A 25,971-nucleotide genomic window follows, 5' to 3' on the forward strand; every position below is an offset into this window, starting at 1 on the left:
GCGCGGGTCGGAACGGCGCTAGCCGGACAGCGGCATGTGCAGCGCCGGACCGGATTCGGGGCCGGCCTCCATGTCCTCGATCATGCGGGCATAGCAGCCGGCCAGTTCGAGGTGGACGCAGCGCCCCTCCGGATGGCGGGCGCGGGCCGCGAGATCGCGCTCCTGCTGTTCGCGGCGGCGGTAGAAAACGAGGTCGGCAGATGTCGGCATGACTCGGAATCCATGATGAACACCAGCTTGCTGCCAACGGGCGACGCGTCGCAAGCCTCTGCCTTGTAACGAAATGATCCGCGCACTTCGCTTAATTGGATCAATGTCCGCGGCGGGTCAGCCAGCGGCGTCGAGCAGGCGCCCTTCGTGATCGAGGTGGAGATAGCCGGGATTGAACATCGCGACCGAGCACAGGCCGGCAAGATCGAGCATCTCGAAATCATGCCCCTTCCAGCGGATCAGGCCGCGCGCGCGCAGGTCCTGCACCATACGGTTGACGTGGACGGGGGTCATGCCGGTCGCCTCGGCCAGATCGGTCTGGGTAAGCGGGATATCGCAGCGGTCGCCGGTGGCCAGCCCGGTCGCGCGCAGGCGATAGACGAGTTCGCAGAACAGATGCGCCAGCCGTTCGATCGCGTCGCGCTGGCCGAGGTTGATCGTCCATTCGCGCTGGATCGACGCGGTGACCGAGGCGTCCCACCATAGCGCCTGCGCGAGGCGGGGACCGAGCACCGCCAGCGCCTCGATCCGCTCGCGCGGCACCTCGATATAGCGGACCTGCGTCACCGCGCCGATCGAATGGTCCAGATGCCGGTGGATATAGCCGTGCGCGTCGCACAGATCGCCGGGCAGCAGGAAGGCGATGATCTGGCGCCGTCCATCCTCCAGCGTCTTGTAGCGGAACGCCCAGCCGTCGAGGATGAGGATCACGCCGCGCGGCCGGTCGCCCTCGCGCACCAGATCGCGACGCTGGCGCACGGTGATCGCGGGACCGGCCGACAGGGCCTCCAGCGCCTGCCGTTCCTCCGCGGTGAACCGGACATAATGCTGCAACCGGGCGAGCAGGGGGTGACCGGTCGGCGCCGAGGACGTGTCGCGGTGTGCCAGCATGCACCGGCTATGCGCGCTCCCTGCGGTTAACGCCATGTAATCCCGTTTATTCCGGCACGATCGGCGTGGCCGTATCGCATCGGCCGACAAGGGGGTGCCGCCCCGGAACGCGAAAGGGGTCCGGCATCGCTGCCGAACCCCTTCCTGTATCAGCCAATGGCCGAGGATCAGTCGCGATCGCCGGTCAGGAAGGCCGGCGCGAACTCGGGCGCGGGGCCGTCGTCGTTGCCGCCACCGTTGCGGGGCGCGCGATCGCCGCCCTCGCCGCGGGGACCACGGTCGCCGCCGTCGCGACGGGGACCACGGCCACCGCCGTCACGGCCGGAACCGTCGCGACGCGGGCCACGGTCGCCACGGCCACCGCCGTCACGATCGCCGCCGCCGCTGCGCGGGCCACGGGGACCACGGTCACCGCCTTCGCGCGGTTCGCGAGCCGGACGCGTGTCCTCCAGCTCGGCACCGGTCTCCTGATCGACGACGCGCATCGACAGGCGGACCTTGCCGCGCGGATCGATCTCGAGGACCTTGACCTTGACGGCCTGGCCTTCCGCCAGGACGTCCGACACCTTCTCGACGCGCTCGTTCTTGATCTCGGAGACGTGGACGAGGCCGTCCTTGCCGCCCATGAAGTTCACGAACGCACCGAAGTCCACCAGGTTGACGACCTTGCCGTCATAGACCTTGCCGACTTCGGCTTCCTCGACGAGGCCCTTGATCCACTTGATCGCGGCTTCGATCTGCGTCGGGTCGGACGACGACACCTTGATGACGCCCTCGTCGTCGATGTCGACCTTGGCGCCGGTGGTGGCGACGATCTCGCGGATCACCTTGCCGCCGGTGCCGATGACTTCGCGGATCTTCGACTTGTCGATCGTGAAGGTCTCGATGCGCGGTGCGTGCGCCGACAGCTCCGAGCGGGTTTCGCCCAGCGCCTTTGCCATCTCATTCAGGATGTGCGCGCGGCCTTCGTGTGCCTGCTTCAGCGCGACCTTCATGATCTCTTCGGTGATGCCGGAGATCTTGATGTCCATCTGCAGCGCGGTGATGCCCTCGCTGGTGCCGGCGACCTTGAAGTCCATGTCGCCGAGGTGATCCTCGTCGCCGAGGATGTCCGACAGGACGGCGAAGTCCTTGCCCTCGAGGATCAGGCCCATCGCGATGCCCGAGACGGGGCGCTTCAGCGGCACGCCGGCGTCCATCATCGACAGCGAACCGCCGCACACCGTCGCCATCGACGACGAGCCGTTGCTCTCCGTGATGTCGCTGGTGACGCGGATCGTGTAGGGGAATTCCTCCTTGGTCGGCAGCACCGGGTGCAGCGCGCGCCAGGCGAGCTTGCCGTGACCGACTTCGCGACGACCCGGCGCACCGAAGCGGCCGACTTCACCGACCGAATAGGGCGGGAAGTTATAGTGGAGCATGAAGTTCTGGTACGACAGGCCGTTGAGGCCGTCGATCATCTGCTCCGCGTCACGGGTGCCGAGCGTCGTCGTCGCGATCGTCTGCGTCTCGCCGCGGGTGAACAGGGCGGAGCCATGCGCGCGCGGCAGGAAGTGGACTTCCGATTCGATCGGACGGACGGTGGTGGTGTCGCGACCGTCGATGCGGCGGCCGGTCTTCAGGATCGCGGTGCGGACGATGTCCGCTTCCAGCTTCTTCACCAGCTTCAGGCTGGCGAGATAGGCCTGGGGATCGCTGTCCTTCAGGTCGGCCATGCCGTCGCGGGCCTTGGTGCGGGCCTCGTTGATCGCGGTCTGGCGCTGCTGCTTGTCGGTCAGCTTGTAGGCCGCCTCCAGATCCTTGCCGATCAGCTTCTTGAGCTTGGCCTTCACCTCGGCCTTGTCGTCCTGGACCTTGAGCTCCCAGGGCTCCTTGGCGGCCTGTTCGGCGAGGCGGATGATCGCCTTGATGACGTCCTGCGATGCCTTGTGCGCGAACATGACGGCGCCGAGCATGACGTCCTCGGACAGCTCCTTGGCTTCCGATTCGACCATCATCACCGCGTCGTGGGTCGCGGCGACCATCAGGTCCAGCTCGCCCTCGGCGACCTGCGTGTCCGACGGGTTGAGGATGTATTCGCCGTTCTGGTAGCCGACGCGCGCGGCGCCGATCGGGCCCATGAACGGCACGCCCGACAGCGTCATCGCGGCCGATGCGGCGATCATCGCCAGCAGATCGGGCTCGTTCTCACCGTCATAGCTCATCACCTGCGCGATGCAGTTGATCTCGTTGTAGAAGCCTTCCGGGAACAGCGGGCGGATCGGGCGATCGATCAGGCGGCTGACGAGCGTCTCACGCTCGGTCGCGCCACGCTCGCGCTTGAAGAAACCGCCGGGGATGCGACCGCTGGCGGAGAACTTTTCCTGATAGTGAACGGTCAGCGGGAAGAAATCCTGGCCTTCCTTCACGTGCTTGGCGGCGGTGACGGCACAGAGCACGACCGTCTCGCCGAGCGTCGCGATCACCGCGCCGTCGGCCTGGCGGGCGACCTTGCCCGTTTCGAGGGTCAGCGTCTGGCCGCCCCACTCGATCTCTACCTTCTTGGCATTGAACATGTATTTTCCTTCACTCCCCGCGCCAGATGCGTCGGGGGGCCTGTCTCGCGGGCTAAACCGGCCCGCGGCGGTGTGGAGCGTCTTGTCGCTCCGGGGGATCGGGGCCGAATTGCCCGTTTCCGCGTACCCGGCTCATGCCGGTATGGGTGAAACTGCGATGGCCGCGTGTAGCACGGCCATAAGAAAAGGGCGACCCGAAGGCCGCCCTCATCGTTACTTGCGAAGGCCGAGCTTCGCGATCAGGTCCAGATACCGCTGGCCATCGGTCTTGCGGAGATAGTCGAGCAGCGAGCGCCGCTTGTTGACCATCATCAGCAGCCCGCGGCGCGAATGGTTGTCCTTCTTGTGACCCTTGAAATGCTCGGTCAGGTTGCGGATGCGCTCCGACAGGATCGCGACCTGCACCTCGGGGGAACCCGTGTCGCCTTCCTGGCGCGCGTGTTCCTTGACGACTTCTGCCTTGCGTTCTGCGGTAATGGTCATGGTTCGGTCCTCGACATCGAAAGGTTGAAACCGCGGACGACGCGGGCCTCTTCGGCCTCGACCTCTACCAGCGCGATCGGGGTGTCCCCCTCGCACGCAAAATATTGGCCATCGTCAGCAGCGATCCCGGTCAGCACGCGCCCCTGGCGGAGCGCCCCTGCCTGATCCGGGGAGAGGGGTAGAGCCGGGATGTCGTCCAGCCCCGCCCTCAACGGCAGGAGTAAGTGTTCAAGGGTGCGCGCCATACCGGCCTCAGCCAATTTGTCCAGCGATATCGCGGGGGCGAGGTCGAACGGACCCGCCTTCAGGCGGCGGAGCATGGTGACGTGGCCGACCGTGCCGAGCGCCAGAGCGATGTCGCGGGCGAGGCTGCGGATATAGGTGCCCTTGGAGACATGGGCGGTGAGGGTGGCCTCCTGCACCTCTCCCTCAGGCCCGGTGGGAGCGGGGACGGGGACGGGGGCGAGGCTGTGGATTGTCACGTCGCGGCTCGCCAGCACCACCTCTTCGCCGGCGCGGGCCAGATCATAGGCCCGCTCGCCATCCACCTTCAGCGCCGAATAGGCCGGCGGCACCTGCGCGATCGAGCCGGTGAAGCGCGGCAGCACCGCTGCCACCTGCGCCGCCGTCGGGCGCACGTCCGACGTCGCGATCACGGGCCCTTCCGCATCCAGCGTATCGGTCTGTGCGCCGAAGCGGATCGTGAACGCATAGACCTTGTCGCTGTCGAGCATGCGCCCGGCGAGCTTTGTCGCCTCGCCCACCGCGACCGGCAGCACCCCGGTCGCCAGCGGATCGAGCGTGCCGCCATGGCCGACCTTGAACTTGCCGTAGCCGCCCTGCCGCAGCGCGCGCTTGACCGCGGAGACGACCTGCGTGCTGCCCAGCCCCAGGGGTTTGTCGATGATGATCCAACCGTGCATCGGGCGCCGTTAGGCGATGGCGGTCGCCAACGCCAGAAACCAGCCGACCACCGCTTCCGCCGGCGGACCGACGATCCGGCCGACGACATTGGCGCCCGGCACGATCATCGGCAGCACGACGAGCACGAGGATCAGCAGCAAGAAGCCGAACCGCCCGATCTTCGCCCATTGCGCCGCGAGCGGGCGGGGGAGCAGCCCCTCGACGACATGCCCGCCGTCGAACGGCGGCATCGGCAGCAGGTTGAACAGCGCAAGGAAGACGTTGACCAGCAGGAAGTTGATGAGGTTCGCCAGCACGAATGCGGCGACGCCCGTGGGCGCGACCCCGCCCGACAGCGCCGCGGCGACGCCGATCGCGATCGCGGCGACCGTCGCCAGCACGAGGTTCATCCCCGGCCCGGCGAGCGCGACCGCGACCATGCCCCAGCGCGGGTTGCGCAGGCGCTGCGCGATCACCGGCACCGGCTTCGCCCAGCCGAACACCGGCGCGCCGGCGATGGCGAGGCCGAGCGGCAGGATCAGCGTCCCGACCGGATCGACGTGGCGGATCGGATTGAAGCTCAGCCGCCGCTGTTCCTGCGCGGTCGGATCGCCGAGCCACTTCGCCATCCAGCCGTGCGCGACCTCGTGAAAGACGATCGCGATGACCAGGGGGATGATCCAGATCGCGCTGCGGTAGACGATGTTGTCGGGGTTCATGGACGGGATATGGCGTGGCGCGGGGTCATACGCCAGCGTTCGTCACGGCGCGGCGCGGTCAGACCGCCAGCGCCTCGGTGAAATGGCGCCGGCACAGCGCGACATAGCGGTCGTTGCCGCCGATCTCGGTCTGCGCACCCTCGGCGATCGCGCGGCCCTCGGCATCGACGCGCAGGTTCATGATCGCCTTCCGCCCGCACACGCACACCGACTTGATCTCGATGAGCGCATCGGCGGTCGCGAGCAGCCGCGCCGACCCTTCGAACAGCCGCCCCTGGAAATCGGTGCGCAGGCCATAAGCGAGCACCGGCACGTTGAGCGAATCGCAGATATGCGCCAGCTGCGCGACCTGTGCAGCGGTGAGGAACTGCGCCTCGTCGACCAGCACGCAGGCGAGCGTGCCGGTCGCCAGCCGGTCGGCGACGCACGCCGCGAGGTCGGTCGCCGCATCGAACGGCGTCGCCGGCGCCTCCAGCCCGATCCGGCTGGTGATCGTGCCCGCCGCGAAGCGATCGTCCACCGCCGCGGTGAACAGCATCGTCTCCATCCCCCGCTCGCGATAGTTGAAGTCCGCCTGCAACAGCGTCGTCGATTTCCCCGCGTTCATGCTGGCGTAGTAGAAATAGAGCTTGGCCATCAGAAACGGCGATACAGGATGTCGCGTGCTTCCCGCAAAGGACCTTCGGCCTTGTCTACCCTGATGGATCGGAAATCGACCTGTCCGGTTCGCACCTCGCCGATCATCCACAGCGGCCACCAGTCACCGATCTTGGCAGTGTCGCTACAGGCGTAGAGCGAGCTGATCGTGACCATCATCAGCCGTCTACTGTCCTTGGACCACCGGATAGCCGACGGAAGAACGTCGGCGGGGTTTAGGCAACGATAGCGACTGACCGCCTGCTGTTTCGCAGACTTCGCCAGCGCGGGTCGCTCAACGATCCGCCGGTTGACGATTTCAAAGATCTGAAGCTCATCCATAAAGGAGCCGACGTGATGATTGACCGCCAGCCAATGCCCGTCAGGCGACCAGAGAACGGTAAATGGCATGTCATCCGACAGGCTGGTCAAGCGGACCAGTATCTTACCGCGACTATCCTGCAATTCGATTGGCGGCTGGCGATCGCGATAGGCGTGCTGAACGATGGCGAATTGGCTATTCGGCGATGGTGCTCGACCCGGGCATGTTGCGACGAACTGATAGGCGGTCTTCCTTGCATTGAATCCGCTGGCTCTACAGTCCGTCGTCAAGGCGCCGATCTGCGCCGACACCGATGCACTAAAGGTCAGGCCTGCGGCAACCAACACGATACGCGACATCGTGGACGGAAGCGTCACGGTAGAGGGCGCCGGATCGGCTTCGACACGGCTTTTAGCAGGATTTTGTCGTCTATGACGCTCACTTCGAGCAACTCATTCGGCACCCACCCCATCGCCGCGATGACCGAAGCTGGTAAAGTGATGCTGCCGTCTGCTTCGATGACAACGTCGGGACACATGTTCCGAAATTGATGTGTTGATGGCGTGGAGTCAATCTTCGCCCAGGTCCCGCGCCACCTCGGGCTTGCGGAGCAGGGCGTCGATATGGCTGCCTTCGTCGAAGCTCTCGTCGGCGAGGAACTTCAGCTTGGCGGCATATTTGTTCTGGATGCGGTGCGCGACCTCGCGTTGCAGATAAGCGGTATTGGTGCGCAGCGCCTTCAGCACCTTGTCCTCGTCCTTGCCGAGCAACGGCTTCACGAACACCGTCGCGTGGCGCAGGTCGGGGGACATGCGGACTTCGGTGATCGACACCATGTGCTTTTCCAGCGTCGCGTCGTGGACGTCGCCGCGGGCGAGGATCTCCGACAGGACGTGGCGCACCTGTTCGCCGACGCGCAACGTGCGGACGGACTTTTCCTGGGGTTCTTTGTTCATCTCATCCCTCTCCCGACGGGAGTATCAGGCCGTCCATGCTCCCAGCATAGACTAAACCGCGCGGGGCGCCGTCTACCTGATACTGGAGGGGCCCGCCCGGCGCAGCCGGGTGGGAAGGTGAGGGCGGCGTCTGCCACCTCACCTGCCCTCACCCTTCCGCCGGCATGGCCGGCTCCCTCCCTCTCCCGCCGGGAGAGGGAGAGTGGATTACAACGTCCGTTCGCGCATCTCGACTTCGAACGTTTCGAGGAAGTCGCCCGCCTTGATGTCGACGAAGTTCGACGTGAACGTCACGCCGCACTCCAGACCGGCGCGCACTTCGGGAACGTCGTCCTTGAAGCGACGCAGCGACGCGATCTCACCCTGATAGATGATGACGTCGTTGCGCGTGATGCGTGCCTTGAGCGCCTTGCGGATGATGCCCTCGACGACCAGCAGACCGGCGGCCTTGCCGTGCTTGCCCGCCGAGAAGACGTCGCGGATCTCCGCACGCCCCACCACGGTCTCGAACGCTTCCGGCCCGAGCTGCCCGGCCATGCCGGCGCGGATCTCGTCGGTCAGGTCGTAGATGACGTCGTAATATTTCAACGCCACCTTCTGCCGGTCGGCGATCTCGCGCGCCTTCGCATTGGCGCGGACGTTGAAGCCGATGATCGGCGCGCCGCTGGCACCCGCCAGCGTCACGTCGCTCTCGGTGATACCGCCGACGCCCGCATGCAGCACGCGCGCCTTGATGAGGTCGGTCGAGATCTTGTTGATCGACGCGACGATCGCCTCGACCGTCCCCTGCGTATCGGCCTTGACGACGAGCGGATATTCGATCGCCGCATTGGCCTTCAACGCCGAGAACATGCTCTCGAGGCTCGCCGGTGCGGTCGTGGTGCGCTTCTGCGTCAGCACGCCCTGGCGATATTCCGCGACCTCGCGGGCGCGGGCCTCGCTCTCGACCACCTGCAACGGATCGCCTGCCGAGGGGACGCCGGTCATGCCGAGCACCTCGACCGGCATCGCCGGGCCGGCTTCCTTCACCTGACGCCCCTTGTCGTCGATCAGCGCGCGGACCTTGCCGCTTTCCGCGCCGATGACGAAGACGTCGCCGACCTTCAGCGTGCCGCGGTTGACGAGGATCGTCGCGACCGGGCCGCGGCCCTTGTCGAGCTTCGCCTCGATCACGGTGCCTTCGGCGGCGCGATCGGGGTTGGCGCGCAGTTCGAGCAGCTCGGCCTGCAGCTGGATTTTCTCGATCAGCGTGTCGAGCCCGGTCTTGTTGAGCGCGGACACTTCGACGTCCTGGACGTCGCCGCCCATTTCCTCGACCACGACCTCTTCGCTCAGCAGGCGCTCGCGCACGCGCTGGGCATTGGCCTCGTACTTGTCGATCTTGTTGATCGCCACGATCATCGGCACGCCGGCCGCCTTGGTGTGGTTGATCGCCTCGATCGTCTGCGGCATCAGCCCGTCGTCGGCCGCGACCACCAGCACCACGATGTCGGTGACGTCCGCACCGCGCGCCCGCATCTGCGTGAACGCCTCATGGCCCGGCGTGTCGAGGAAGGTGACCTTCGACTTGTCCTTCAGCGTGACCTGATAGGCGCCGATATGCTGCGTGATGCCGCCGGCCTCGCCGCGCACCACGTCGGTGCCGCGCAGCGCGTCGAGCAGCGAGGTCTTGCCGTGATCGACATGGCCCATGATCGTGACGACCGGCGGACGCGGACGCAGCTGGTCGTCGGCATCCTCGCCGGTGTCGAGCGCCAGATCGATGTCGCTGTCGCTGACGCGGACGATGTTGTGGCCGAATTCGGTCACCAGCAGTTCCGCGGTGTCCTGATCGATCGTCTGCGTCATCGTGACGGGCATGCCCATCTTGAACAGCGTCTTGACCAGATCCGCACCCTTTTCCGCCATACGGTTGGCGAGTTCCTGGACGGTGATCGCCTCGGGAACCTGGACGTCGCGGATCTGCTTGGCCTGCTGCTCGCGCGGGCCGCCGAAGTGACGCTTTTCCTTTTCGCGCGCACGCTTGAGTGCGGCGAGGCTGCGCGAGCGCGCACCATCGTCGCCCAGCGCACGATTGACGGTCAGCTTGCCGCCGCGACGCTCGTCGCCCTTGCGGTCGCGCTGCGTCGGCCGGCTCGGCGGAGCGTTGCGCGGCGTTGCTTGGCCCGAGGGCAGGTTGCGCGATGCGGCGCCGCCCGCGGACGAAGCGGAAGCTGCCGCCGGTGCCGCCGCGGGAGCGGGAGCCGGTTCGGGCTTGGGCTGCGGCTTCGGGATCTCCGGGCGGGCGACCGGCGAGAAGCGGCGCGGGGCCGGCATCGACGGATCGCGACCGAGCTGCAGCGTCGGTGCGGGCGCGGGCGCCGGTGCAGCCGGACGCGGTGCGGGAGCGGGGGCGGGCGCCGGAGCTGCCGCCTCGACCGGTGCCGGCGCGGGGGCTGCGACCGGAGCGGGCGCGGGCGCCTCGACCGGTGCGGGCGGCGGCACGGGCCGCTCGACCGGGCGGAAGCCACGGCCGGCCGGCGTCGGCACGACGACGGGTGCCGCCTGCGGAGCGGCGGGTTCCGCCGCGACCGGCGCGGGTGCCGGGGTCGGTTCGGGGGCGGGCTCGGGTGCCGGGGCAGGCGCCGCAGCGGCGGCCGCCTTCTCGGCCGCGCGGATGCGCGCGTCCTCGGCGGCCTGCGCACGCGCGGCCTCCTCGCGACGGCGCGCGTCCTCCAGCGCATGCATGCGCTGGTCCTCGGCCTCGCGCAGCATCCGTGCCTGACGCTCCTGCGCCGTCTCGTTCGACGGGGCGGGACGCGGGGCAGGGGCGGGCGCGGCGACCGGCGCCGGCGCGGCGACGGGCGCCTGCACCTGCGGCTCGGGTGCGGCCGGCGCCTCACCCGGACGACCGAGCACGCGCCGCTTCTTCGTTTCGACGATCACCGTGTTGGACCGGCCATGGCTGAAGCTCTGCTTCACCTGGCCGGTCTCGACCGTGCGCTTCACCCCCAGGGGCGTGCGCATGCCAAGTTTCGGCTTCTCGTTGTCGGTGTCGCTCACTCAAATTCCTCGTTTACGTCTACGGCCGGTCGATGCCCGTCGGATACAGCCCCAAGAATCTCGGGGGAAAGTCCGGGCGCCGATGCGCCCTGCGAGGCCGTTTCGCAAGGCACGGGGGTGGGTTCAGGTCCGATAAAATGCAGCCAGCGGTCGAGCGCGTCGCTCACCCGCGCGGCGGCAGCGCGGTCGGTCAGGCCGATATGTACCACATTCTCGCGGCCTAGCGCCAACGACAATATGGTGCGCGGTACAGGTAATACCAAGCCCCTCAGCGCGGAGCCTTCGCGATCCGATCCGATCCGCCACGCCTGGTCGAGCTTGCGGTTGCCGTCGGTGCCGGCATCGGCGGCGTGATACAAAGCGTGGAGCTGCCCCGAACGCGCCGCGGTCTCGATCTTCTCGGAGCCGGTGAACAGGCCGCCGGAGCGCGATTCGAGCCCGAGCCGGTCGAGCGCATTGCGTTCGAGCGCCGCCTCGATCCGCTGGGGCAGGTCGTCGGGGATCGTCAGCGCCTCGCCCTTGAACGCCCGCGCGAGCGCGCCGCGCAGGCGTTTGCGGGCGATCGCCTCCTCGAGCGCGGCCCGGGTGACGCCGATCCACGCGCCGCGCCCCGGCGCCTTGGCACGCACGTCGGGCAGGATCCTCCCGTCCGGCGCGAGCGCGAGTCGGACCAGATTGTCGCGCTGGTCGCGATCCTGCGTGAGGATACACTTGCGGATCGGGTCGGTCATGCGACGCCTCCCGATGCCGGAGCGCAGGCGCGCACGATCGTCCCCGCGGTCACCCGCGAGTCGACCCGCCCAGCGCGAACCTGATGGAGCGCTAGCGGCTCATTGTGAGGGAACCGCATGCGCGTCCTCCCTCGGTTCGGGGGCATCGCGGTCGGCGAGCAGCTGCCCGCCGGCACCGTAATTCTCCGTCGAGACTTCCTCGATCACGACCTGCACCGCGGCCGGGTTCTTGCCCAGCCGCGTCACCAGCGAGGCCGTCACGTCGGCGACGATCCCCGCTTTCTGGTCGCGGGTCGCACTGCCCGCCAGTCGGATCGAGACGAAAGGCATCAGGCCTCCTCCGCCTCCCCGGCGTCGGCCGCCGGCGCGTCCTCGGCGGCGGGCGCCTCGTCATCGGCGAACCAGTGCTGGCGCGCGGCCATGATGATCTCGTTGCCCTGCTCGTCGGACAGGCCGTATTCGCTCAGGATGCCGCCCTTCGGCTCGGGGCGCTTGGGCGCATCCTCGTTGCGACGGCGCGGTTCGACGCGCTTCTTCTCGACCAGCTCGTCGGTGGCGAGATCGGCGAGGTCGTCGAGCGTCTTGATGCCCGCCTTGCCGAGCGTCACCAGCATCGCCTCGGTCAGGTACGGCATGTCGATCAGCGCGTCCTCGACGCCCAGACCGCGGCGTTCCTCGCGGTTCGCGGCCTCGCGGCGGTCGAGCGCTTCCTGCGCGCGGCTCTGCAGCTCCTGGCCCAGGTCCTCGTCGAAGCCTTCGATGCCGGCGATCTCGTCGAGCTCGACATAGGCGACCTCTTCCAGCGCGCCGAAGCCCTCGGCGACCAGCAGCTGCGCCAGCGTCTCGTCGACGTCCAGTTCGTTCTGGAACATCTCGGTGCGCTCGACGAATTCCTTCTGGCGCTTCTCGGAGGCATCGGCCTCGGTCAGGATGTCGATCGCCTTGCCGGTAAGCTGGCTGGCGAGGCGGACGTTCTGGCCGCGGCGACCGATGGCGAGGCTCAGCTGGTCGTCGGGAACGACGACCTCGATGCGCTCTTCCTCCTCGTCGATCACGACGCGGCTGACGCTGGCGGGCTGCAGCGCGTTGACGACGAAGGTCGCGATGTCGGGCGACCAGGGGATGATGTCGATCTTCTCGCCCTGCATCTCCTGCACGACGGCCTGCACGCGGCTGCCCTTCATGCCGACGCAGGCGCCGACCGGATCGATGCTCGAATCGCGGCTGATGACGCCGATCTTGGCGCGGCTGCCGGGATCGCGGGCCGCCGCCTGGATGGTGATGATGCCGTCGTAGATTTCGGGCACTTCCTGCGCGAACAGCTTCTTCATGAAGTCGGGGTGCGCGCGGGACAGGAAGATCTGCGGCCCGCGATTCTCGCGGCGGACGTTGAGGATCAGGCTGCGGATACGGTCGTTGACGCGGACCACTTCGCGCGGGATCTGCGCGTCGCGGCGGATCACGCCCTCGGCGCGGCCCAGATCGACGACGACATGGCCGAACTCGACGCGCTTGACGACGCCGGTGATGATCTCGCCCTGGCGATCCTTGAACTCTTCATACTGGCGCTCGCGCTCGGCATCGCGCACCTTCTGGAAGATGATCTGCTTGCTCGCCTGCGCCTGGATGCGGCCGAACTCGATCGGGGGCAGGGGATCGACGATATAGTCGCCGACGACCGCACCCTTCTGCAGCTTCTGCGCCTGGGTGACGTCCACCTGCTTGAAATAATCGTCGACCGCCTCGACCACCTCGACGACGCGCCACAGGCGCAGGTCGCCGCTGACGGGATCGAGCTTCGCCCGGATGTCGTTCTCGATGCCGTAGCGCGTCTTGGCGGCGCGCTGGATCGCCTCTTCCAGAGCCTCGATGACGATGCTCTTGTCGATCATCTTTTCCGAGGCGACCGAATTGGCGATCGCGATCAGTTCCGCGCGGTTGGCGGTGGCGACGGTGGCCATCTTACTTCTGTCCTTCGCTAAGGGCGTCGTTGTCGTCTGATTCTTCGAATTCGTCCGCACCTTCGCTCGAAAGCGGCGCGGTGGCGGCGAGCAGCCGGTCGGTGATCGTCAGCTTGGCGTCGTGGATCGCATCGAGACCGACGGTCATGCGGGTGTGGCCGCGCACGTCGATCGAGACCTGGTCCCCGTCGATGCCGACGAGGTCGCCGGTCAGGATCTTGCGGTTGTCGATCTTCTCGACCAGCGTGATCTTCGCCTCATGCCCGGCCCAGTTGATATAGTCCTGCGGGCGCGTCAGCGGACGGTCGATGCCGGGCGACGACACTTCCAGCCGGTACGCGTCCGGGATCGGATCGCGGCCCTCGGCCTCCAGCGCATCGAGCACGTCGGAGATGCGGCGCGACAGCTCGGCACAATCGTCGATCGTCAGCTGGCCGGTATCGGGACGCTCGGCCATCACCTGCAACGTCGGGTCGGATTTGCCGCCGAACATCTTCACGCGCACGAGGTCGAAGCCCAGCGCCCGGGCTTCGGGTTCGATCAATTGCGTGAGTAGGGCGATATCCGCCATGCAGGCTCCGGTCATGCGGCGTTGCCCCGCCGCGGGGATACAGATTTTCGCCGCCGCGGGAGGGTCCCCCGCAGCCTCTTTCACCTGACGATGTTAGAGAAGGCACGAGCCATATACGCGTGACCCGATGTGGAAACAAGCATCCATCGCACCCCTCGCGCGTTCGCCGCACAACCAACCGGGAGACCTCCATGCGCCTCAGCCTGCTCGCCACCCTGCCGATCGCCCTCATCGCCTGTTCCGGCAACGCGCCCGCCGCCGGCGACGGCGCGCAGGCGGGCGAGACGCTCCCCTCCGCCAAGCCGTTCCGCGAGACGGTCGTCGCCGACTTCGTCTCGCCCTGGGCGCTGGCGTTCCTGCCCGACGACCGGATCTTGGTGACCGAGAAGGCGGGGCAGATGATCCTGCTGTCCGCCGACGGCAAGCGCCGCCAGACGATCGCCACCATCACCGTCGATACCGAGGGGCAGGGTGGGTTGATGGACGTCGTGCCGGCGCCCGATTTCGCGACCAGCAAGCGCATCTACTTCAGCTATTCCGCGGCGGGCGAGGGTGGCAAGGGCGTGATCCTGGCGCGCGGGCGCCTGCGCCCCGACGGTGGCGGCACGGGCGGCGAGCGGCTAGGCGAGATCGAGGCGCTGTTCCGCGCGCGGCCGTTCGTGTCGGGCGGCGGCCATTATTCGGGCCGCATCGCCTTCTCGCCCGACGGCAGCTCGCTGTTCTTCACCAACGGCGAACGCCAGAAGTTCACGCCCGCGCAGGATCCGCAGGCGACGCTGGGCAAGGTGCTGCGGCTGACGCTCGACGGCAAGCCCGCGCCGGGCAACCCGCTGGTCGCCAAGGGATTCGCACCGGAAATCTGGAGCTACGGCCATCGGAACCTGCTCGGCATCGCCTTCGACGCGCAGGGGCGGCTGTGGGAGCAGGAGATGGGGCCGAAGGGCGGCGACGAGCTCAACCTCGTCATGCCGGGGCGCAACTACGGCTATCCCAACGCGTCGAACGGCAGCCATTACGATGGCCGCGACATTCCCGATCATGCGCCGGGCGACGGCTACGAACCGCCCAAGGTCTGGTGGAACCCGGTGATCTCGCCGGGCGGGCTGATGATCTATTCGGGGTCGATGTTCCCGCAATGGCAGGGCGACGCCTTCATCGGCGGCCTGTCGTCGCAGGCGCTGATCCGCGTCGATCTCGACGGGCAGACCGCGAAGAAGGGCGACCAATGGCCGATGGGCGCGCGCATCCGCGACGTCGAACAGGGGCCGGACGGCGCGATCTGGGTGATCGAGGATGGCGGCAAGTCGCAGGGACGCTTGATCCGTCTGACCGCGAAATAGGACCGTCCTAGTTCAGGCTGCGCATCAGGTTTTGCGCGCGGAGGGACGACGGCCTTATAATGCCTTGCCGTGCCCTCGCGCCCAAAACCGGGGACCATGCCGTAACCGAACGAAAGACGACCATGACCAAACCCCCCATCAGCCGCAATACGTTGCTGTGCATGTCGCTGTCGGCACGGCCGAGCAATTTCGGTACGCGGTTCCATAACCGGCTCTACGAACTGACCGGGCTCGATTACGTCTACAAGGCATTCTCGACCACCGACCTGCCCGCGGCGATCGGCGGCATTCGTGCGCTCGGCATCAGGGGGTGCGCGGTATCGATGCCGTTCAAGGAGGCGGTGATCCCGCTGCTCGACGGGCTCAAGGGCTCCGCCGCGGCGATCGACAGCGTCAACACGATCGTCAACGATGGCGGCCGGCTGACCGGCTACAACACCGATTATTCCGCGGTGAAGACATTGGTCGAACAGGCGGGGCTGCCCGCCGATACGACGGTCCTGCTGCGCGGATCGGGTGGCATGGGCAAGGCAGTGGCGACCGCGCTGCGCGGCGCCGGCCTTACCCGTGGCACGATCGTCGCGCGCAACGAGGCCGCCGGGCGGGCGCTGGCCGATTCGGTCGGCTGGGACTGGGCGCCGGAGGTCGGATCGCTGACCGCGGGCCTGCTCGCCAACGTCACGCCGCTCGGCATGGAGGGCGCCGACGCCGATGCGCTGGCGTTCGAACGCGGCACGATCGCGGCCGCCGATCTGGTCCTCGACGCGGTGGCGCTGCCGCCCGAGACGCCGTTGCTGCGTGCGGCACGCGACGCGGGCAAGCAGACGATCACCGGTATCGCGATCGGTATGTTGCAGGCGGTCGAGCAGTTCGTGCTCTACACCGGCGTCACCCCGACCGATGCACAGATCGCCGACGCGGCCGCGGTGGCGCGGGGATGATCCGGGGATCGCCCCTCCCCCGAAGAGGAGGGGGTTTCGACCGGGATCAGTCGCGTGCGATCAGATAGTTCATCCGCGCATGCGCGATCGGCCTGGTGCGGTCGTCCTGCCACGCGATCGCCTCGACATTGGCGACGCGGGTGCCGAGGCGGGTGACGATCCCTTCCGCATGCGTCGGCTTGTCGCGGCCGCCGCGCATGAAGTCGACGGTGACGTTGACCGGCTTGATACGCGCGGGCGGTTCCTTGGCGCCGTCTTCCTCCGCCAGCGCATGCTGCAACGACACGATCGCCGCGACCTCGAGCAGGCCGGAAATGGCGCCGCCATGCAGGAAGCCAGGGCGGCCGAGCACATCGTCGCGGAACGGCATGACCAGCACCGGTGCTTCGCCCTCGCGCGGCTCCAGCGTCACGCCGAGCAGTTCGGCATAGGGCGGCAGGGTGAGCAGCGGCGTCATGCCCTGGCGCCCGGCGCGGGGGCCTCCATCAGCATGAAGGTGCCGGCGACATGCGCGAGCGGATCCTCGGGGCTCTCGTCATAGCCGATGCCGCGGACGAAGGCGATCGAGCGGGTCAGCTTCAGGCATTCGCCGCGGCCGATCACGGTACGGCCGGGCACCGCGGGGCGCAGATAGTCGACGCGCAGGTCCAGCGTCGCCTGCGGTGCGAACTTCTCCCGCGCGACCCACACCGCGACGCTGGTCGCCATGTCCATCAGCGCGATGATCGGTCCCGACGCCAGCACCTTGCTGGCGGGATCGCCGATCAGCGTCTCGGCATAGGGCAGCGCCAGTTCGACCCAGCGCGCGCGCGCGCCATCATCGCTGCGCCCGTGATAGACGATGCCCAATGCCCCGCCATGGCCACCGAAGCGGTGCGCCATGAAGGCGTCGATGTTGAAGCCGCTCATGCCGGTTCCTCTACACGCTGACGGCGGTAGCGCAACGCGGGCGCTTGGCCTAGCAAGGCCGGTAAAAGGAGAGATGCCATGAACGACCGCGTCACGTGCACCGTCGCCAGCGGGATCGCCGACGTCCGCCTCGCGCGCGCCGACAAGATGAACGCGATCGACCCGGCGATGTTCGAGGGGATCGGCGCGACGATCGATGCGCTCGCCGATCGCAGCGACGTGCGCTGCGTCGTGCTGTCGGGCGAGGGCAGGGGGTTCTGCGCCGGCCTCGACATGGCGAGCATGGCGCGGGGCGGCTCGGGCACCTCGCAGGAGCGCAACGCGCAAGGCAGCATCCTGCCGCAGCACGTCACCTGGGGCTGGCGGCAATTGCCGATGCCGGTGATCGCCGCGGTCCATGGCGTCGCGTTCGGCGGCGGTTTCCAGATCATGTCGGGCGCCGACATTCGCATCGCCGCGCCGACGACGCGCTTCGCGATCCGCGAAATGCATTGGGGGCTGGTGCCCGACATGGCGGGCTTCCCGATCTGGCGCGGGCTGGTGCGCGACGACGTGCTGCGCGAACTGGTCTATACCGCACGCGAATTCGACGCCGACGAGGCGCTGCGCCACGGCTTCGTGACGCGGCTGGCGGCGGACCCGCTGGCGGAGGCGCTGGCGCTGGCGCAGGCGATCGTCGCGCGCTCGCCGCATGCGGTGCGCGGCGCCAAGCGGCTACTCAACATGGCGCACGACGCCGATCCGCGCGCGATGCTCGCGGCGGAGACGGAGGAGCAACTCAAGGTGATCGGCAAGCCGAACATGATGGAGGCGGTCGCCGCCAACATGGGCAAGCGACCGCCGGTGTTCGTCGATTGAGCGCCCGGGTGTTTAGTCCCTGCATCTGGTGGATCGGGTCGACGATGTAGCGATCTGGCTCTGACGTCCAGATTTTGGCAATGTATTCTTAGGCGCGCGAAGCTATAGGCCGCCATGAAGTCGGCAAGGTGCATCGGTAGCTGGTCGTGGCTCTCGTAGTGGAAGCCTTTGACGGTCGCCTGCTTGATGATGCGGTTCATCCGCTCAACCCCGGCCTTCGCCGCGGCAGGCTCTGACCGTTCGATTGGGTTTGGTGAGCCGGTGCTCGATGCCGACGAACAGGTCGAGCGTGCCTTCGGCGGTCCGCACCTCTGCGATATCGATGTGGAAGAAGCCGATCGGATAGCGCTTGAAGCGTTGCCGCTTCGGTTTGTCGCCTTCGTCCGGCAGGCGGGAGATGCTGTGCCGCTCATAGCAGGGGGTGATAGCAGCGGTGCAGCGCCGAGCGGGTCAGCTGCGGGATCGATGGCTGCAACGCATAGAGGCAGTTGTCGAACGGCAGCAGCGTGTGCCGCTACAGGATGATCTGGCTATTAACGTTCGGCTTAGCCGCCTTTCCGCGTGGGGAAAAGTAAACGCCAGTACGTCGCGGGCTCGAAAAGCATCGGATGTTAAGGGGCAGGGACGAAGCAATATGTTGTATCGAATGGCTCGGTAGGCTTTCATCGCGATCGACCGCCAGTGGTGAACGCAGTCAGCATTCTGGTGGACGCCTAATGCGAGCCGACACCGATAGCCTTGGTTCGGTGGCATGTTTCCATCGGCACCTTTCCCGACATGTTGCCTGACATCTTTTTGCCCCATGATGGCGGCGAGGGGCAATGAGCGAAGGCCGGATATCGACCGACCCCATCGGCGCCGGCAAAACCGATATGGTGTAATATTATTTACCATTCTGGTTTTATGCCCTTTGCAACAAGGGGTTAAGAAGATGGCAGAGGAATTCTGGGGGGCGGCTCAGCTTGGTCGCAGCCTTTGGCGCGACCGTCGCGGATCGGCGATCACGCTTATGGTGGCCGGGCTCATTCCAAGTATCGCGGCATTGGGCTCAGCCATCGATACCGGTCGCGTCTATGTCGTGAAATCCCAGTTGCAAGCCGGGGTCGACGCCGCCGCGTTGGCGGGCGCGCGCGCCTTCGAGGTCGCAGACGGGTCGCCGGCAGGGCGCGACGCCCAAGCGATGGCCTATTTCCGGGGAAATTTCGCCGACGGCTATATGGGCACCACCGGACTAACCGTGACACCGACGTTCGCGGCAATCGACGGTCGCAACAATACGACGGTGCGTGCGAGTGCGACCGTGCCGATGTCGTTCATGCGTGCATTCGGCTTCGACCGGCAGACCGTCACCGCTGTCGCGCGCGCGGAGATCCAGCCGCATCCCCTCGAGGTGATGATGGTGCTCGACAATACGGGGTCGCTCAAAGACAATCTGCCACGCGACGCCAATGGCGTGGTCAAGACGCGGATTACCGCGCTGAAAGATGCGGCAAAGAGCTTCCTCGGCGTGCTGTATCAGGGCGGTACGAGGCGGGCCGATCTTGCTGTGGGGATGGTGATGTACGACGTCACCGTCAATGTCGGGAAATTGCTCCCTAATTGGCAGTCTCCGGCGATTGTCCGGCAGCAGTTCGCGTTCAACGACCAGTATATGACCCAATATGGCGGATCGTGGCCCGCCAACCATCTCGCGTGGAAGGGATGCGTGTTCGCCGACGACAGCGTCAGGGATCTCAACAGCACGCTGACCTATCGCGAGCCGAATGCATGGGATATCGATCGCACGTTGCCGGGCGAGGGCGCGCACCCCCCGCTCACGCCCTATTTCATTCCGCCGATGTACGTGCCGCAGCTCGCGCAGGGTCAGGCCACCGCCGCAGAGCGGGCCAGCGATACCGGGAGCTATTACAAGGTCGCCGGCGTCGAGCCCAACAACAACCTTTACCGTCTCGATGCCAATTACGCCGACTATATGCTCAACTACGACGCCTACGCGAACAATTTTCAGAACAACCCGTATCGTCGCTGGATGTACATGATGTACATCGGACTCAACGACGGTGCCGGCAGCGCAGGCAACGATGTCATTACGCGCACGGATGGCAGTTACTACGATCCCGCCGATGCACCGTGGAATTTCTCGACGCGCACGGGCACGCCGTTCAAGGTCAATTACACGCGCATCCCGCGTCTCGCGACCGACTGGAAGGACGCCACCGAGTATAGCGTCAATCCGCTCGGCGGCAGCGTGAATGACGGCAGCAAGAACAAGACCGAATTTCCGTCCCCCAATTGGCAGTGTCCCGAAGAGGCATTGCCGGTCGCATATGGGCGCGACCGCAGCGTCTACACGAACATGATCGATCAGAAGAACGCGGCGATCTATCCGGCCAACGGCACGCTGCACCATGCCGGACTGTTGTGGGGATACCGGCTGCTCGTCCGCGACGACGTCTTCCGCCGCACGAACCCTTCCCGTGAATCCCCGAAACGCGCCCTGGTCTTCATGACCGACGGTGAGACCGCACTCGGAACGACGCAGAACGGGTACACCGATCGGACGTGGACCTTCTACGGCAACTACGCCGACAGTCCGATCTCGGCGACGCCGGGTGGATTGACCGGCCAGTCCGAACGCCGTTTCGCCAAAACCTGCGCGTCGCTGCAGGCGGAGGCGAATCCACCGACGGTCTATATCGTCGCACTGACGACGACCGACGCGAGTACGCTGAAGATGTTCGAGAAATGTGCGCCCGGGCATGTCTATCGCACGTCCGATGCGGCGACGTTGACCGCGGCCTTCAACGACATCGCGGCCGAACTCGTCGATCTTCACCTGGTGCAGTGATGATGCGACCTGTCCTTCGCGACACCCGCGGCGTCACCATCGTGGAGTTCGCCATCATCCTGCCGGCGATGCTGACGCTGATCTGCGGTACGATCGAAATGGGTCACATGATTCTCGCCCGCCAAGTGCTCGAAGGTGCCGTCGTCGAGGCCGCCCGCAAGGCGACGGCCAGTCTCGAGACCGATGAAGCGCATCGCAAAGGCATCATGACCGCCAGTATCACCCGGTCCATGGCCGCGTTCGCAACCGCGCCCGGGCAGGCGGTCGAGATCCAGACACGGGTCTATGCCGACTTCAGCTCGGCCTATCCCGAAACCTACACCGATCAGAACGGCAACGGGCGCTACGATGCCAGCGAACCGTATGTCGACCGCAACCGTAACGGCAAATGGGACGACACCACCGCCAAATCGGGGACGCTGGGCGGGCCCGGCGACGTCGTGAGCTATACCGTCCGCTTTCCCAAACGGCTATTGTTCGGGTTCGTCGGCCGATTTATCGGGCGTACGGCCACGCTGCCGCTGAGCGCGACGACCGTGGTCCGCAACGAAGCCGTGGTGCGCAGTTGAGCCCGGTGCTCATGTCGCGGCCGTTGCGACGGCTTGCCGGCGACACCCGCGCCGTGTCGATCCTCGAATTCGGACTGATGCTGCCGCTGTTCCTGGGCTTTGCGCTCACCGGGATCGAATTTGCCAATTACGTCATGGCGAACAATCGCGTGCAGCGGCTGGCGGCGATGAGCGCGGACCTCGTCGCGCAGAGCGGCACCGGCAGTATCGGCATCGGTGAGGGGCAGGTCTATGACCTGTTCAGCGCGATCGATCTTACCGCTCAACCGTTCGACCTGCGCAAATTCGGTCGCGTCGTCATCACGGGGGTGCAGGGGACCGACGCCGATAATGACGGCACGATCGAGAACCGCATCCTCTGGCAGCGGTTCGATGGCAGCTTCGTCACACCACCGATGCTGGGGTGCAATCAGGCGACGTCCACCGCGACGTTGCCGCAAAATCGCCGGCTGATCCGTGATGAGATCCTGTTCCATGTCCAGGTGAGCTACCGCTATCAGCCGCTCTTCAGCAGCCTGCCGTTCCGGTGGTTGACCCTGCCTACCAGCTTCACACGAAGCGCGATGTTCCGTGCTCGCAGCAAGGATTTCACGACGCCGACGCCCGACAGCCGCTTCCCGGCGAAAACGAACTGCTCCTCGGCAACCGGGCTGTAAGCGGGGCCGATGCAGCGATCCGGCTGTATGTCACCGGATCAGACGGACTTTCCCGGATCGGATGCTGCCGGGCGATGTCGCAGGATCGAGGATGCTCGCCGTTCGAGCACCTTGGCCCGCTTACGGTCTGGTCACCACTGGCCTGTAGGACAGCGGCAAAAGGAAGAAAAAGATGGCATTCTACGTTGTGATGTCCGGCTTTATCGCCGCAAACCTGACGGTCATTGGCGCCGAGGTGCGCAACAAGCGCCGGCTGGGGTCGGAAAAGCCTTCGGCAAGGAGTTAACCCCTGTTGGCAAAATATGAAAAGCACATGTTGCTGACCGGCCGTCCGCGGTTGGTATCACCGACGAACTGATCGGCAGCGCCGGCTCCGGCCGGCGGTCGCGCCGCGGCGCCGGATTACCTGTACGGCGACCCCAACAACCGCCTCGACCTGGAAAGCGGGTCAGGGCGTCCTGAACGATTGCGCGTGCGTCGCTGCGGCCTGAAAACGGCGTCAGATCACTATGCCTGAATGACCGCCTCCGGGGCGGTGACCAATAATGCGAACCAGCCAAGGCAACGACGCATCGGCTCCGTCTGTGATGTCAGAAGACATCCGAAGGGGATCGAATTCGTGTACCGCCTGCTCCTTACATCATCCGCCACGCTCGTTATTGCCACCGCGGCGTCGGCGCAGACCGTGGTTGATACCAAGCGCACCGCTGCCGTTCGCACGTCGACCATCAGGAACGGGGGCGCCGACAACGTCAGCATCGTCGCGGCAGGCAGCGTGGTGCCGGCGAGCGGTGCCGCGGTGACGATCGACAGCAACAATAGCGTCGTCAACGCCGGTACGATCCAGATCACCGACGCCGACGGGGCGACGGGCATCCTGGCACAGGCGGGGGTGAACGGGGCGATTACCAACAGCGGCAAGATCGTCGTCGACGAAAGCTATACCCCGACCGATACCGACAAGGACGGCGACCTCGACGGCCCTTTCGCGCAAGGCAGCGCTCGCACCGGTATCCGCACGGCCGGCGCCTTCACCGGCACCATCGTCAACAGCGGCGAGATCGCGGTCGAGGGCAATGATTCCTCCGGCATCTATCTGGGCGGACCGCTGACCGGCACCTTCAGCCACAGCGGCAAGACCAACGTGCTGGGCGATCGATCGGTAGGCGTGCGCATCGCGGCGGTGTCCGGCAACGTCACGCTCGGCGGGACCATCACCGCAAGCGGCCGCGACGCGATCGGTGCCCGCGTCGACGGCAACATCGGCGGCGCCCTCGTGATCGAGGGCCTCATCGGCGCGACCGGCTATCGCTCCACCGTGCTTCCGGCGGACGCATCGAAGCTGGACGCCGACGATCTGTTGCAGGGTGGATCGGCGCTGATTGTCGCGGCCGACGTCGCCGGCGGGATCACTGTGTCGGGCGCGACCGACAAGGCGGCGGATGTCGTGTCCTACGGTGCGGCGCCGGCGTTTCGGATCGGCGCGACGGATCGGTCGGTGACGATCGGGACGATCGCCGCCAGCGCGCCGTCCGCAGGACTGGCGATCAACGGCCGCGTTACCGGCAGCGGTGTCTATAGCGGGGTCGCGGCGACGGGACTGGCGATCGGTGGACTGGGCGGCGCGGTGACGATCGCCGGCGGCGTGAGCGTCGGCGGGGTGGTGCAGGCGAACGCCAACGGCGCCGCGGCGACGGGCATCCGCTTCGGCGCGGGCGCGACGACGCCGGAACTGCGGATCGGCGGAACGGTCGCCGCAGCCGGCGGTGGCACCGCCGCGACGCAATCGGTGGCGGTGCTGGTCGACACCGGCGCCGCGGTACCGACGATCCGTAACACCGGCACGATCCGCGCCGGTGCGCCCGGGGCCGCTGCGGTCGCGATCCTCGACCGCAGCGGCGGCGTGACCCTGATCGAGAACAGTGGCACGATCGCAGCCGCCGGCGGCGATGCCGCCCGCTCGGTCGCGATCGACCTGTCGGCGAACACCAGCGGGGTGACGGTGCGCCAGACCGCGCCGACCACGGGAGCGGCCCCGACGATCACCGGCGCGGTCCGCTTCGGCACCGGCAGCGACCGGCTCGACCTGGCCGCGGGATCGGTCAGCGGCGATGTCGCGTTCGGCGCCGGGAACAACCGGCTCGAGATGAGCGGCGCCAGCACCTTCGCCGGCACCGCCAGCTTCGGTGGCGGCGCGGACGTGATCGCGATCGGCGGCACCGCCCGCTTCACCGGCACGGCGGACTTCGCCGGCGGCGGTGCGGATACGCTCGCGATCAGCGGCAAGGGCGTGTTCGCGGGTCGGCTGGTCAATGCCGGCAATGTCGCGGTGACCGTCGCGTCGGGCGGCGGGACGTTCGCGGCGAACGGGGGCACGACGATCGGTTCGCTCGCGCTCGGCGACCAGTCGATCCTGTCGGTCGCCCTCGACAAGGCGAACCCAACCGCCAATCTGGTCCAGGTGACGGGCGCGACCGCGATCGGCACCGGCAGCCAGCTGGCGTTGCGCGTCGCCGGCGGCGTCGATGTCGCAGGACGCTACGTCGTGCTGCGATCGGGCACGCTGGTCGGTGCGCAGAACCTCACCCTCTCCACCGCCGCGGTGCCGTTCCTCTACAAGGGCGCGATCGTCGCCGGCGCCGCGAACGAGATCGCGGTCGACGTGGTTCGCAAGGCGAAGGCGGAACTCGGCCTCAACGCCGCCGCGACCGGCGCATTCGATGCGGTCGACACCGCGATCGGCAGCGATGCGAAGCTCGCCGCCGCGATCCGCGGCATCTACGATGGCGCAGCGTTCCGCGCCGCGATCGACCAGATGCTGCCCAATTATTCGGGTGGCCTGTTCGAGAGCGTCACGCTCGCCTCGCGCGCCGCAGCGTCGCAATTGCGCGAACCAGCCGGAACCTATTCCGAGGAGGGCGGCTGGGGCTTCTGGCTCAGCCCGGTCGGCTGGGACGCATCGAAGGCGCAGCGGAGCACGACCAGCTACGACGTTCACGGCTGGGGCCTCAGCAGCGGACTGGAGCGCAAGACCGACGCCGGCAACTTCGGCCTCTCGCTCGCCTATCTCAGCGGGCGCGACAGCGAGGGGCTGGCGGTCAACCGGATCAAGCACAGCCAGTACGAACTCGCCGGCTTCTGGCGCGGCCATTGGGGCGGGTTCGCGGCGCAGGTGCGCGGCGCGGCGGCGTTCGTCTCCTTCGACAGCGTCCGCCAGTTCGACGGCGTGCTCGGCACCGAGCCGGTGCAGCGGCGTGCCAACGCCGACTGGGACGGCATGCTGTATTCCGGCTCCGGCGCGGTTTCATACGAACAGGCGGTCGGCCAGTTCAGCCTGCGGCCGGTTCTCGCGATCGACTATTACCGGCTCAACGAGGATGCCTATCGGGAGAGCGGGGGCGGCACCGCCTACGACCTGACCGTGCGCAAGCGCAGCAGCGACGAGCTGGCGCTCACCGCCAGCCTGGCGGCCGGGATCAACTTCGGTGGCGCCAACCGCTACGACCAGTGGAGCCGGATCGAGGTCGAGGGCGGGCGGCGCGAGCGGGTCGCCGGCGCGGTCGGCCGCACCACCGCAAGCTTCGGTAGCGGCGCCGCCTTCACGCTCGACCCGGAGGCGCGCGACAGCGGCTGGACCGGCAAGGTGCGGGCGATCACCGGTACGACCGAAGTGCGGCTGAGCGGCGAAGTCGGCGCCGAGCAGCGTCTCGGCGACGTCGCGCTGTCCGCGCGTGCCGCCCTCCAGTTCGCCTTCTAGGCGAAGCGCGCGTGCCCGACCCCTGCATGCGCGCAGCACGGGAGCTCCACCGTCCCCCGGGTGGAGCTCCTTCTCTCTTCACGACGGTTCGGCTAGACGGCTGCCCTCCCACC

General features: G+C 67.1%; 23 protein-coding genes and 1 pseudogene. 7 read left to right on the plus strand and 17 right to left on the minus strand.

Annotated features, from left to right (window positions below):
* Positions 1-18: 18 nt before the first annotated feature.
* The 14 genes from AC1RTO_RS01215 to rimP form a co-directional block, all read right to left on the minus strand.
* Positions 19-210 (minus strand): hypothetical protein, encoded by a 192-nt coding sequence (locus AC1RTO_RS01215; protein ID WP_493159148.1) that lies wholly within the window; start codon positions 208-210, stop codon positions 19-21.
* Between the two features lie 117 nt (positions 211-327).
* Entirely contained in the window at positions 328-1,101 is a 774-nt protein-coding gene (locus AC1RTO_RS01220; RefSeq protein WP_493159149.1) for a Crp/Fnr family transcriptional regulator, read from the minus strand.
* Between the two features lie 167 nt (positions 1,102-1,268).
* Positions 1,269-3,656, minus strand: a complete 2,388-nt coding sequence (gene pnp, locus AC1RTO_RS01225; RefSeq protein ID WP_493159150.1) for a polyribonucleotide nucleotidyltransferase — start codon at positions 3,654-3,656, stop codon at positions 1,269-1,271.
* Positions 3,657-3,869: 213 nt separating this feature from the next.
* Positions 3,870-4,139, minus strand: a complete 270-nt coding sequence (rpsO, locus tag AC1RTO_RS01230) for a 30S ribosomal protein S15 (RefSeq protein ID WP_293876573.1) — start codon at positions 4,137-4,139, stop codon at positions 3,870-3,872.
* Positions 4,136-5,062, minus strand: coding sequence for a tRNA pseudouridine(55) synthase TruB (gene truB / locus AC1RTO_RS01235; protein WP_493159151.1), 927 nt, complete (start codon positions 5,060-5,062; stop codon positions 4,136-4,138). The genes rpsO and truB overlap by 4 nt, the downstream gene beginning before the upstream one ends.
* A 9-nt stretch (positions 5,063-5,071) precedes the next feature.
* On the minus strand, positions 5,072-5,761 hold the full coding sequence (locus AC1RTO_RS01240) for a site-2 protease family protein (RefSeq protein ID WP_493159152.1): 690 nt from the start codon (positions 5,759-5,761) through the stop codon (positions 5,072-5,074).
* A gap of 58 nt (positions 5,762-5,819) precedes the next feature.
* The gene (locus tag AC1RTO_RS01245) at positions 5,820-6,398 is read right to left on the minus strand and encodes a thymidine kinase (RefSeq protein ID WP_493159153.1); all 579 of its coding nucleotides are present in this window, start codon (positions 6,396-6,398) and stop codon (positions 5,820-5,822) included.
* Positions 6,398-7,066 (minus strand): hypothetical protein, encoded by a 669-nt coding sequence (locus AC1RTO_RS01250; protein WP_493159154.1) that lies wholly within the window; start codon positions 7,064-7,066, stop codon positions 6,398-6,400. Before AC1RTO_RS01250 ends, AC1RTO_RS01245 begins: the two co-directional genes overlap by 1 nt.
* A gap of 222 nt (positions 7,067-7,288) precedes the next feature.
* Positions 7,289-7,675, minus strand: coding sequence for a 30S ribosome-binding factor RbfA (gene rbfA, locus AC1RTO_RS01255; RefSeq protein ID WP_493159155.1), 387 nt, complete (start codon positions 7,673-7,675; stop codon positions 7,289-7,291).
* 207 nt (positions 7,676-7,882) lie between these two features.
* Complete coding sequence (gene infB, locus AC1RTO_RS01260; protein WP_493159156.1) at positions 7,883-10,717, minus strand: translation initiation factor IF-2; 2,835 nt, start codon at positions 10,715-10,717, stop codon at positions 7,883-7,885.
* Positions 10,714-11,448: a DUF448 domain-containing protein gene (locus AC1RTO_RS01265; protein WP_493159157.1), complete on the minus strand. Its 735-nt coding sequence runs from the start codon at positions 11,446-11,448 to the stop codon at positions 10,714-10,716. Before AC1RTO_RS01265 ends, infB begins: the two co-directional genes overlap by 4 nt.
* A 99-nt stretch (positions 11,449-11,547) precedes the next feature.
* Positions 11,548-11,778, minus strand: a complete 231-nt coding sequence (locus AC1RTO_RS01270; protein ID WP_493159158.1) for a tautomerase family protein — start codon at positions 11,776-11,778, stop codon at positions 11,548-11,550.
* On the minus strand, positions 11,778-13,409 hold the full coding sequence (gene nusA, locus AC1RTO_RS01275) for a transcription termination factor NusA (RefSeq protein ID WP_493159159.1): 1,632 nt from the start codon (positions 13,407-13,409) through the stop codon (positions 11,778-11,780). The genes AC1RTO_RS01270 and nusA overlap by 1 nt, the downstream gene beginning before the upstream one ends.
* A gap of 1 nt (position 13,410) precedes the next feature.
* Positions 13,411-13,980 (minus strand): ribosome maturation protein RimP, encoded by a 570-nt coding sequence (rimP, locus tag AC1RTO_RS01280; protein WP_493159160.1) that lies wholly within the window; start codon positions 13,978-13,980, stop codon positions 13,411-13,413.
* A gap of 191 nt (positions 13,981-14,171) precedes the next feature.
* Here rimP and AC1RTO_RS01285 point away from each other — a divergent pair, with 191 nt between their 5' ends.
* Together AC1RTO_RS01285 and AC1RTO_RS01290 are read left to right on the plus strand one after the other, a co-directional pair.
* A complete protein-coding gene (locus tag AC1RTO_RS01285; protein WP_493159161.1) occupies positions 14,172-15,320 on the plus strand; it encodes a PQQ-dependent sugar dehydrogenase in 1,149 nt (382 codons plus the stop codon).
* A 122-nt stretch (positions 15,321-15,442) separates the two neighbouring features.
* Positions 15,443-16,261, plus strand: a complete 819-nt coding sequence (locus tag AC1RTO_RS01290; RefSeq protein WP_493159162.1) for a shikimate 5-dehydrogenase — start codon at positions 15,443-15,445, stop codon at positions 16,259-16,261.
* 46 nt (positions 16,262-16,307) lie between these two features.
* Here AC1RTO_RS01290 and AC1RTO_RS01295 read toward each other — a convergent pair whose 3' ends face one another.
* Both AC1RTO_RS01295 and AC1RTO_RS01300 read right to left on the minus strand, forming a co-directional pair.
* Positions 16,308-16,718, minus strand: coding sequence for a PaaI family thioesterase (locus AC1RTO_RS01295; RefSeq protein WP_493159163.1), 411 nt, complete (start codon positions 16,716-16,718; stop codon positions 16,308-16,310).
* The gene (locus AC1RTO_RS01300) at positions 16,715-17,170 is read right to left on the minus strand and encodes a PaaI family thioesterase (protein ID WP_493159164.1); all 456 of its coding nucleotides are present in this window, start codon (positions 17,168-17,170) and stop codon (positions 16,715-16,717) included. Before AC1RTO_RS01300 ends, AC1RTO_RS01295 begins: the two co-directional genes overlap by 4 nt.
* A 78-nt stretch (positions 17,171-17,248) precedes the next feature.
* Here AC1RTO_RS01300 and AC1RTO_RS01305 point away from each other — a divergent pair, with 78 nt between their 5' ends.
* Positions 17,249-18,028 (plus strand): crotonase/enoyl-CoA hydratase family protein, encoded by a 780-nt coding sequence (locus tag AC1RTO_RS01305; protein WP_493159165.1) that lies wholly within the window; start codon positions 17,249-17,251, stop codon positions 18,026-18,028.
* On the opposite strand, the pseudogene AC1RTO_RS01310 reads toward AC1RTO_RS01305, so the two are convergent.
* Positions 17,949-18,542, minus strand: a pseudogene (locus tag AC1RTO_RS01310) (transposase family protein); the annotation flags it as partial. The gene AC1RTO_RS01305 and the pseudogene AC1RTO_RS01310 overlap by 80 nt on opposite strands.
* Before the next feature lie 417 nt (positions 18,543-18,959).
* Here AC1RTO_RS01310 and AC1RTO_RS01315 point away from each other — a divergent pair.
* The 4 genes from AC1RTO_RS01315 to AC1RTO_RS01330 all read left to right on the plus strand — a co-directional run bounded on the left by AC1RTO_RS01315 (position 18,960) and on the right by AC1RTO_RS01330 (position 25,858).
* Complete coding sequence (locus tag AC1RTO_RS01315) at positions 18,960-20,876, plus strand: pilus assembly protein TadG-related protein (RefSeq protein ID WP_493159166.1); 1,917 nt, start codon at positions 18,960-18,962, stop codon at positions 20,874-20,876.
* Between the two features lie 2 nt (positions 20,877-20,878).
* Positions 20,879-21,445, plus strand: a complete 567-nt coding sequence (locus AC1RTO_RS01320; RefSeq protein WP_493160304.1) for a TadE/TadG family type IV pilus assembly protein — start codon at positions 20,879-20,881, stop codon at positions 21,443-21,445.
* A 5-nt stretch (positions 21,446-21,450) separates the two neighbouring features.
* The gene (locus tag AC1RTO_RS01325) at positions 21,451-22,101 is read left to right on the plus strand and encodes a TadE/TadG family type IV pilus assembly protein (RefSeq protein ID WP_493160305.1); all 651 of its coding nucleotides are present in this window, start codon (positions 21,451-21,453) and stop codon (positions 22,099-22,101) included.
* 685 nt (positions 22,102-22,786) lie between these two features.
* On the plus strand, positions 22,787-25,858 hold the full coding sequence (locus tag AC1RTO_RS01330; protein WP_493159167.1) for an autotransporter outer membrane beta-barrel domain-containing protein: 3,072 nt from the start codon (positions 22,787-22,789) through the stop codon (positions 25,856-25,858).
* The last annotated feature ends 113 nt before the right edge of the window (positions 25,859-25,971 follow it).

The organism is Sphingomonas sp. GW821-FHT10F09, from assembly GCF_058809195.1.